Genomic DNA, 7,315 nt, shown 5'->3' with positions numbered 1-7,315 from the left:
CCGCGCCCGTCGCGAGAAGACCATGACCGAGCGTCTCCTCAACGAGCTTCTTGACGCCTGGAACGGCCTCGGTGCGGCCGTGAAGAAGGGTGAGGACACCCACAAGATGGCGGAGTCCAACAAGGCCTTCGCGCACTACCGCTGGTAGTCGCAACCCACATCGAGACCGAGAGAAGACCGAAGCCTTATGGCTACCACTTCACTTGACCTGGCCAGGGTCCGCAACATCGGGATCATGGCCCACATCGACGCGGGCAAGACGACCACCACTGAGCGGATCCTCTTCTACACCGGCGTCAGGTACAAGATCGGTGAGGTCCATGACGGCGCCGCGACCATGGACTGGATGGAGCCGTCATCCGGCATGCGCGCTGCGACCGGCCGAGGCCGGCACGCAACCACGAAGCCGACTTACCCCTCCTACACAGGAGACGCACCGACAGCGGGCGCGGTGACGGCCCGTCGGAAACAGGCGGGCAGCGGCATGAACCGACAGGAATCGGCAGGGGTGGCGATGGAGCGGCAGTGGTCCCGTCGGAGGTTCATGGTCTACACACTGGCCGCGACCACCCTCACCGTGGCAGCGCCGCTCGGCTGCGACACGTCCTCGGCGGAGGGCGCCGAACCCCGGGCGGCGGACGCGAGCACCCGGCCCGGCGTCGTGGCGACCGGTGACGACGACGAGATGCTGGTCCTGGAGGTCACCGCGGCGAACCGCGTGGTCGTCCGGCTGCCGCGCGCCGAGGTAGGACAGGGCGTCACCACCGCGGTCGCCATGATGATCGCCGAGGAACTGGACGCCCGCCTGACCGACGTCGACATCCCGCTCGCCGACGCCCGCACCAAGGGCAGCCAGTTCACCGGCGGTTCGAACTCGGTCAGCTCCCTGTACGGACCCGCCCGGGCGCTGGCCGCCACCGCGCGCGCCCGGCTGGTGACCGCCGCCGCCCGGCAGTGGCGCCTGCCCGCCCGCACGCTGCGGACCCGGAACACCATGGTGGTCGCACCGGACGGGCGTACGGCCACCTTCGGTTCGCTGACCGCAGCCGCCGCGAAGGTCACACGGCCGGCCGTGTCCAGCAAGCCCAAACCGGCCTCCCGGCACAAGGTGATCGGGAAACCGACGACCCGGATCGACGCCCGGGACATCATCACCGGCAGGGCGCGTTACGCCGGTGACCTGGAGGTGGCCGACGCCAGACCGACCGTGGTGGCCCGGCCGCCGACGCTCGGCGGCAAGATCCGCGCGGTCGACGACCGGGCGGCCCGAGCCATGCCGGGCGTCCGCGCCGTCGTGCGGGTCGCGGGCGGAGTCGCCGTGGTCGCGGACACCTTCCACCACGCCTTCAAGGCCCGGGACGCCCTGCGGATCACCTGGGCGCCCGGCCCGCTGGCCGGCCTGTCCGACCCGGCGGTCAGAGCCCGGCTGCGCGCCGCCGTCCCGCCGCTGGGCACCGCGCCGAGCGGATCGACGCAGGTGACCGGGGAGTTCGAGTTCGCGTTCGTCAGCCACGCCCCGATGGAGGTGCTGACCACGGTGGCGGACGTCCGCGCGGACCGCGCCGAGCTGTGGTTCTCCACCCAGACGCCGATGGACGCCCGGGACGCCATCGCCTCGGCGGTCGGACTCCCGGCGTCGAAGGTCAAGGTCCATGTCGTGCGGGGCGGCGGCTCGTTCGGGCGGCGGCTGAACCACGACTTCGCGATCGAGGCCGCCCTCGTCTCCAAGGCGGCCCGCCGGCCGGTCAAGCTGATGTGGAGCCGCGCCGACGACCTGCGGCACGGCAGGATGCGCCCGGCGACCCATCACCGGATCAGAGCGAGTCACAAGAGCGGCCGGGTGGTGGCCTTCGTCCACGCGACGTCCTCGGTGAGCGAGTCGTGGGAGGGCGAGGGCCTCGCCGCGCAGGGCGGAGTGACGTCCCTGGCCGCGCGGACGGGACGCGCGGCGGCGGGCCCGCTGCCCAGCGACAGCGGGCTGTACAACTTCGGCCGGCTGTCCGGGGATTCGGGCGACGTGGCGCTGGCGGCGATCCCGCTGGGCGCCTGGCGGTCGGTGGACTCCGGGACGAGCAGGACCGTCGAGGAGATCATGGTCGACGAGATCGCCCGCAGCCTCGGCAAGGACCCGGTCGCCTTCCGGCGCACCACACTCCGGAACAAAACGGTGCGCGCCGTACTCGACAAGGCGGCGTCCGCCGGGAGTTGGGGGCGGACCCTGCCCGCCGGACACGGACAGGGCATGGCGGTCCACGAGGAGTACGGCTCCTGCGTGGCCTGTCTGATCGAGATCGACGCCACCGACCCGAAGAACCCCCGGGTGACCAGGGCGGTGCTGGCTGCCGACGTCGGAACGGCCGTGAATCCACGCGGACTTGAGGCCCAGCTCATGGGCGCCACCATCGACGGCATCTCCACCGTGCTGCGGGCCGGCCTCCACCTCGACCGGGGCGCGATCCGCGAGGGCAGCTTCGACGACTTCCGCTACGCCCGCCAGCGGCACGCCCCGCTGCGCTTCGAGGCGCACATCATGCCGTCCACGGGGGAGCCCGGCGGCGCCGGGGAACTCGGGGTGCCGGCCGCCGCGGGCGCGGTCGCCAACGCCTACGCCCGGGCGACGGGCAGCAAACCCCGCCGCTTCCCGCTCACCTTCTGACCAGCCGGCAACCGCGGCTCCCACACGCCCTCCGAGAGGTACTGATGCCCCGCTACACCTTCGACCTCAACGGCGAACCGGTCACCGTCGAGGCACCGGCCGACATGCCGCTGCTGTGGGTGCTGCGCGACCTGCTCCATGTGACCGGCCCCAAGTACGGCTGCGGGGTCGGGGTCTGCCGCGCCTGCACCAGTCATCTCGACGACGCGGAGATCCAGCCCTGCGTCGTGCCCGTCGCCGACTGCGCGGGCCGCAAGGTCACCACCATCGAGGGCCTGGCCGACGGCGACACTTTGCACCCCGTCCAGCAGGCGTGGCTCGACCGCGACGTCGCGCAGTGCGGCTTCTGCCAGCCGGGCCAGATCATGGCGACGGTGGCGCTGCTCCGGCGGACCTCCGAGCCGACCGACGCGGACATCGACCGCATCGAGAACGTCTGCCGCTGCGGCACGTACTGCCGGATCCGTGAGGCCGTCAAACAGGCCGCCGCCGATCCCCGCGGCGACGCCGTCGGCCCGACCGAGGGCTGACCGGCGGGCCCGAAGGGCCGTGTCGGTTCCCGCCTCACCAGCTCTGCCGCCTTCGCGAGCCCATCGCGAAACCCCTCGGCGCCGTCCGCCGTACGAGACGCCCTTGACGTGTGCCGCGAGCGGATCGACACTCCCTTTGGGAATCCTAGTGAAAAGGTAGGGAAAGGTGATGCGCGTGGAGTCGAACGCCATCGGGGTGGTTCACGCACCCCGGCCGACCCCGCTGCTGACCTCCCGCCGGCACATCGATCTCCAGCGCGTCTGCAGCGCCATCAGCCCCCTGCGCTGAGCCCGGCCGCCCACCACGCCCCACCCCGGGCGGCCCCCCGACTACGCCTTCCGCCGCGCGTACGTCTGCGCACCACACCCTGGGGAGAGCCATGACCCTCACACCACTGGCCGCCGTCGCCACCCGCCCCGGCCCCGCCTTCCGCGGCAGGCTCGGCCGGGACGCGCGCAGCGGCCACTACGCCGTGCCGCGCCGCTACCGCCTCCACCTGTCCCCGGCCGACCCGGACTGTCTGCGGATCGCCGTGACCCACAGCCTGCTCGGCCTCGACGCGGCCTGTCCCGTGACCGAGCTGCCCGCCGTGCCCGACGCCCCCGGCGGCGGACACTCCGCACTGCGCCCGCTGTACGAGGCGAGCGCGCACCGCTACTCCGGCGCGGCCACGGCCCCGGTGCTCAGCGACGACTGGTCGGGGCGGATCGTCAGCACGCACACCCCGGACATCCTGCGTGACCTGTCCCGGCACTTCGGCGCCGGGCGGCCGACGCTGTACCCGTGCGGCCTGGACGCGGAGATCGAGGCCGTCGAGCGGCTGTGCGCCCGGCACTTCGACGCCGCCGGGACCGCCCAGCGAGCCGGAGACGCCGCCGCCGAGGAAGCCGACCGCGCCGACGCACTCGCCTCACTGCTGCGCACCCTGGGCTCGCTGAACGCCCGGCTCGCCGTGGACCCGTATCTGCTGGGTGAGCAACTGACCGCCGCCGACGTGGAGTTGTGGGTCGGTCTGGTCCGTCTCGACACTGTGCACCGCTGGCACCTGGACGCCGCCGCCGTACACCGCGTCGCCGATCATCCTGCGCTGTGGGCCTACGCCCGCCGCCTCGCCGCCCACCCGGCCTTCGGGCCCCACCTCGATCTCGACGCGATCGCCCGCCGGCACCACGCAGACTGCCGGGGACTGGAGGCCGCGGGAGCCGCCGTCCAGATTCTGGACTGGGCGGCTCACGCGGAACGCTCCGCCGGGTAGGCGGGCTGTCCGTACACCCCCTGCGGGGCGCTGCCGGTGTTCATCCGGCCGACACAAAAAGTCGGAACACGCGGCCTCCCCGGGCTGTTGACCACATCGTGCCGAAGCCCACTCCCCGCCGTCCGCGTCTGTACTCGCGGCGGCACATCGACCTCCTGCGGGTGGCCGGCGCGCTCTGTCGCTCCTGACCTGCTGTCGCGCCCCCTCGTACGGTCGATCAGGAAGGCACCTCGTCGTGTCCGCATCAGCTTCGCCCGATCCCTCCGCCCCTCTCCACCTCGCCGTCGCCCTCGACGGCGCCGGCTGGCACCCGGCCGCCTGGCGCGAACCCGTCGCCCGGCCACAGGAGTTGTTCACCGCGCGCTACTGGGCCGACCAGGTCGCCGAGGCCGAGCGCGGGCTGCTCGACTTCGTGACCATCGAGGACGGCCTCGGCCTCCAGTCCTCGCACCCCGTCGAACCGGACGACCGCACCGACCATGTCCGGGGCCGCCTCGACGCGGTCCTGATCGCGGCCCGCGTCGCCCCGCTCACCCGGCACATCGGCATCGTCCCGACCGCCGTCGTCACCCACACCGAGCCGTTCCACCTCTCCAAGGCGATCGCCACCCTCGACTACGTGAGCGCCGGGCGCGCCGGCCTGCGCGTCCAGATCACCGCCCGCCGGAACGAGGCCGCCCACTTCGGCCGCCGCCCGGTACCGCACATCGACCCGCTGAACGACCCACAGGCCTGGGAGTCCGTGGCCGCCCTCTTCGACGAGGCCGCCGACTACGTCGAGGTCGTGCGCCGGCTCTGGGACAGCTGGGAGGACGACGCCGAGATCCGCGACACCGTCACCGGACGCTTCGTCGACCGCGAGAAGCTGCACTACATCGACTTCGAGAGCCCGCACTTCAGCGTCAAGGGCCCGTCGATCACCCCTCGCCCGCCGCAGGGCCAGCCGGTGGTCACCGCGCTGGCCCACGACACCGTCCCCTACCGTCTGGTGGCCCGCTCGGCGGACATCGGCCACGTCACCCCGCACGACGTGGACCAGGCCCGCGCCATCGTCGAGGAGATCCGCACCGAGCAGACGGCGGCCGGCCGGGACGGTGAACTCCTGCACGTCTTCGGCGACTTGCTCGTCTTCATCGACGACGATCCCGCCGAGGCCGCGGCCCGCCGGGAGCGACTGGACGCCCTCGCCGGGTACGAGTACACCGGCGACGCCCCGGTCTTCACCGGTACACCCGCACAACTCGCCGACCTGCTGCAGGAGTTGGCGTCGGTCGGCCTGAGCGGCTTCCGGCTGCGGCCCGCCGTCGCAGGCCACGACCTCCCGGCGATCACCCGGCGACTGGTCCCCGAACTCCAGCGCCGGGGCGTCTTCCGGCAGGCCTACGAGGCCGACACCCTGCGCGGGCTGCTGGGCCTCGACCGCCCCGCGAACCGCTACGCCACCACAGCCACAGCCGCCGCTGTCGGCGCCTGAGCCGGAAGGACGCACGACCATGAGCAAGCCGCTGAAGCAGATCCACCTGGCCGCGCACTTCCCAGGCGTCAACAACACCACCGTGTGGAGCGACCCGGAGGCCGGCAGCCATATCGAGTTCAGCTCCTTCGTCCACTTCGCGCAGACAACCGAACGGGCCAAGTTCGACTTCCTGTTCCTCGCCGAGGGGCTCCGCCTGCGTGAACAGGGCGGAAAGATCTACGACTTGGACGTCGTCGGACGGCCCGACACCTTCACCGTCCTGGCCGCGCTCGCCGCCGTCACCGAACACCTCGGCCTCACCGGCACCATCAACTCCACCTTCAACGAGCCCTACGAGGTGGCCCGCCAGTTCGCCAGCCTCGACCACCTCTCCGACGGCCGCGCCGCCTGGAACGTCGTCACCTCCTGGGACGCCTTCACCGGCGAGAACTTCCGGCGCGGCGGCTTCCTCCCGCAGAGCGAGCGCTACTCACGGGCGAAGGAGTTCCTGCGGACGGCCGGTGAGCTCTTCGACTCCTGGCACGGCGACGAGATCCTCGCCGACCGGCACACCGGCACCTTCCTGCGCGACGCGAAGGCCGGCGCCTTCACGCACACGGGACAGCACTTCGACATCGAGGGCCGGTTCAACGTCCCCCGGTCCCCGCAGGGCCGACCGGTGATCTTCCAGGCAGGGGACTCCGACGAGGGCCGCGAGTTCGCCGCGTCGACCGCCGACGCGATCTTCAGCCGGTACGCCACCCTCAACGAGGGTCGGGAGTTCTACACGGACGTCAAGAACCGTCTCGCCAAATACGGCCGCCGCGCCGACCAGTTGCTGATCCTGCCCGCCGCGAGCTTCGTCCTCGGTGACACGGACGCCGAGGCGGAGGAACTGGCACGAGAGGTGCGCCGGCTGCAGGTCAGCGGCGCCACCGCGATCAAGCACCTGGAGTTCGTCTGGAACCGGGACCTGTCCGCGTACGACCCGGACGGCCCGCTTCCCGACATCGACCCGGACCTCGGTGAACACACCGTCGCCCGTGGCCGGGCCCAGGTGCGGATGTACCGCGATCCGCTGGCCACCGCCCGCGAGTGGCGCGAACGCGCCCAGGCCAACAACTGGTCCATCCGCGACCTCGTCATCGAGACCGGCAACCGCCAGAACTTCGTCGGCTCCCCGGCCACGGTCGCCCGGACCATCGACGAGTTCGTCCAGGCCGACGCGAGCGACGGCTTCATCCTGGTCCCGCACCTCACCCCGGGCGGCCTCGACGGCTTCGCCGACACGGTGGTCCCACTGCTCCAGGAGCGGGGCGTCTTCCGCACGGAGTACGAGGGCACCACCCTCCGCGACCGGCTCGGCCTCGCCCACCCCGACGCCGAGGTGGCGGGGGAGCGGGCGGCTTCCTGAACC

The 7,315-nt window shown here is 72.2% G+C and carries 7 protein-coding genes and 1 pseudogene; all 8 read left to right on the top strand.

What is annotated here, in order from left to right; translation table 11 throughout:
- Nucleotides 1–148 (top strand): annotated as a pseudogene (locus STRTUCAR8_RS19175) (30S ribosomal protein S7); the annotation flags it as partial.
- Nucleotides 149–187: 39 nt separating this feature from the next.
- Nucleotides 188–2,656, top strand: coding sequence for a xanthine dehydrogenase family protein molybdopterin-binding subunit (locus STRTUCAR8_RS19170; RefSeq protein WP_006377490.1), 2,469 nt, complete (start codon nucleotides 188–190; stop codon nucleotides 2,654–2,656).
- Nucleotides 2,657–2,700: 44 nt separating this feature from the next.
- Nucleotides 2,701–3,186, top strand: a complete 486-nt coding sequence (locus STRTUCAR8_RS19165; RefSeq protein ID WP_006377495.1) for a (2Fe-2S)-binding protein — start codon at nucleotides 2,701–2,703, stop codon at nucleotides 3,184–3,186.
- Between the two features lie 175 nt (nucleotides 3,187–3,361).
- The gene (locus STRTUCAR8_RS55370) at nucleotides 3,362–3,475 is read left to right on the top strand and encodes a putative leader peptide (RefSeq protein WP_319354846.1); all 114 of its coding nucleotides are present in this window, start codon (nucleotides 3,362–3,364) and stop codon (nucleotides 3,473–3,475) included.
- 91 nt (nucleotides 3,476–3,566) lie between these two features.
- Complete coding sequence (locus tag STRTUCAR8_RS19160) at nucleotides 3,567–4,442, top strand: glutathione S-transferase C-terminal domain-containing protein (RefSeq protein ID WP_006377494.1); 876 nt, start codon at nucleotides 3,567–3,569, stop codon at nucleotides 4,440–4,442.
- A gap of 98 nt (nucleotides 4,443–4,540) precedes the next feature.
- Nucleotides 4,541–4,630 carry a putative leader peptide gene (locus STRTUCAR8_RS55670; RefSeq protein ID WP_407705418.1) on the top strand — a complete coding sequence of 30 codons (90 nt, stop codon included), beginning with the start codon at nucleotides 4,541–4,543 and terminating at the stop codon, nucleotides 4,628–4,630.
- 47 nt (nucleotides 4,631–4,677) lie between these two features.
- Complete coding sequence (locus STRTUCAR8_RS19155) at nucleotides 4,678–5,916, top strand: LLM class flavin-dependent oxidoreductase (RefSeq protein WP_006377496.1); 1,239 nt, start codon at nucleotides 4,678–4,680, stop codon at nucleotides 5,914–5,916.
- Between the two features lie 19 nt (nucleotides 5,917–5,935).
- Nucleotides 5,936–7,312 carry an NtaA/DmoA family FMN-dependent monooxygenase gene (locus tag STRTUCAR8_RS19150; protein ID WP_006377493.1) on the top strand — a complete coding sequence of 459 codons (1,377 nt, stop codon included), beginning with the start codon at nucleotides 5,936–5,938 and terminating at the stop codon, nucleotides 7,310–7,312.
- Nucleotides 7,313–7,315: the final 3 nt, after the last annotated feature.

This window comes from Streptomyces turgidiscabies Car8 (genome assembly GCF_000331005.1).
GTDB lineage: Bacteria > Actinomycetota > Actinomycetes > Streptomycetales > Streptomycetaceae > Streptomyces > Streptomyces turgidiscabies.
The sequence above is the reverse complement of the archived record's forward strand: the minus strand, read 5'-3'. Positions and strand labels throughout refer to the sequence as shown.

Bases quoted from the DNA above. Each gene is read 5' to 3' on its own strand.
- STRTUCAR8_RS19170 (WP_006377490.1), top strand. From the start codon at position 188: ATGGCTACCACTTCACTTGACCTGGCCAGGGTCCGCAACATCGGGATC.
- STRTUCAR8_RS19165 (WP_006377495.1), top strand. From the start codon at position 2,701: ATGCCCCGCTACACCTTCGACCTCAACGGCGAACCGGTCACCGTCGAG.
- STRTUCAR8_RS19160 (WP_006377494.1), top strand. From the start codon at position 3,567: ATGACCCTCACACCACTGGCCGCCGTCGCCACCCGCCCCGGCCCCGCC.
- STRTUCAR8_RS19150 (WP_006377493.1), top strand. From the start codon at position 5,936: ATGAGCAAGCCGCTGAAGCAGATCCACCTGGCCGCGCACTTCCCAGGC.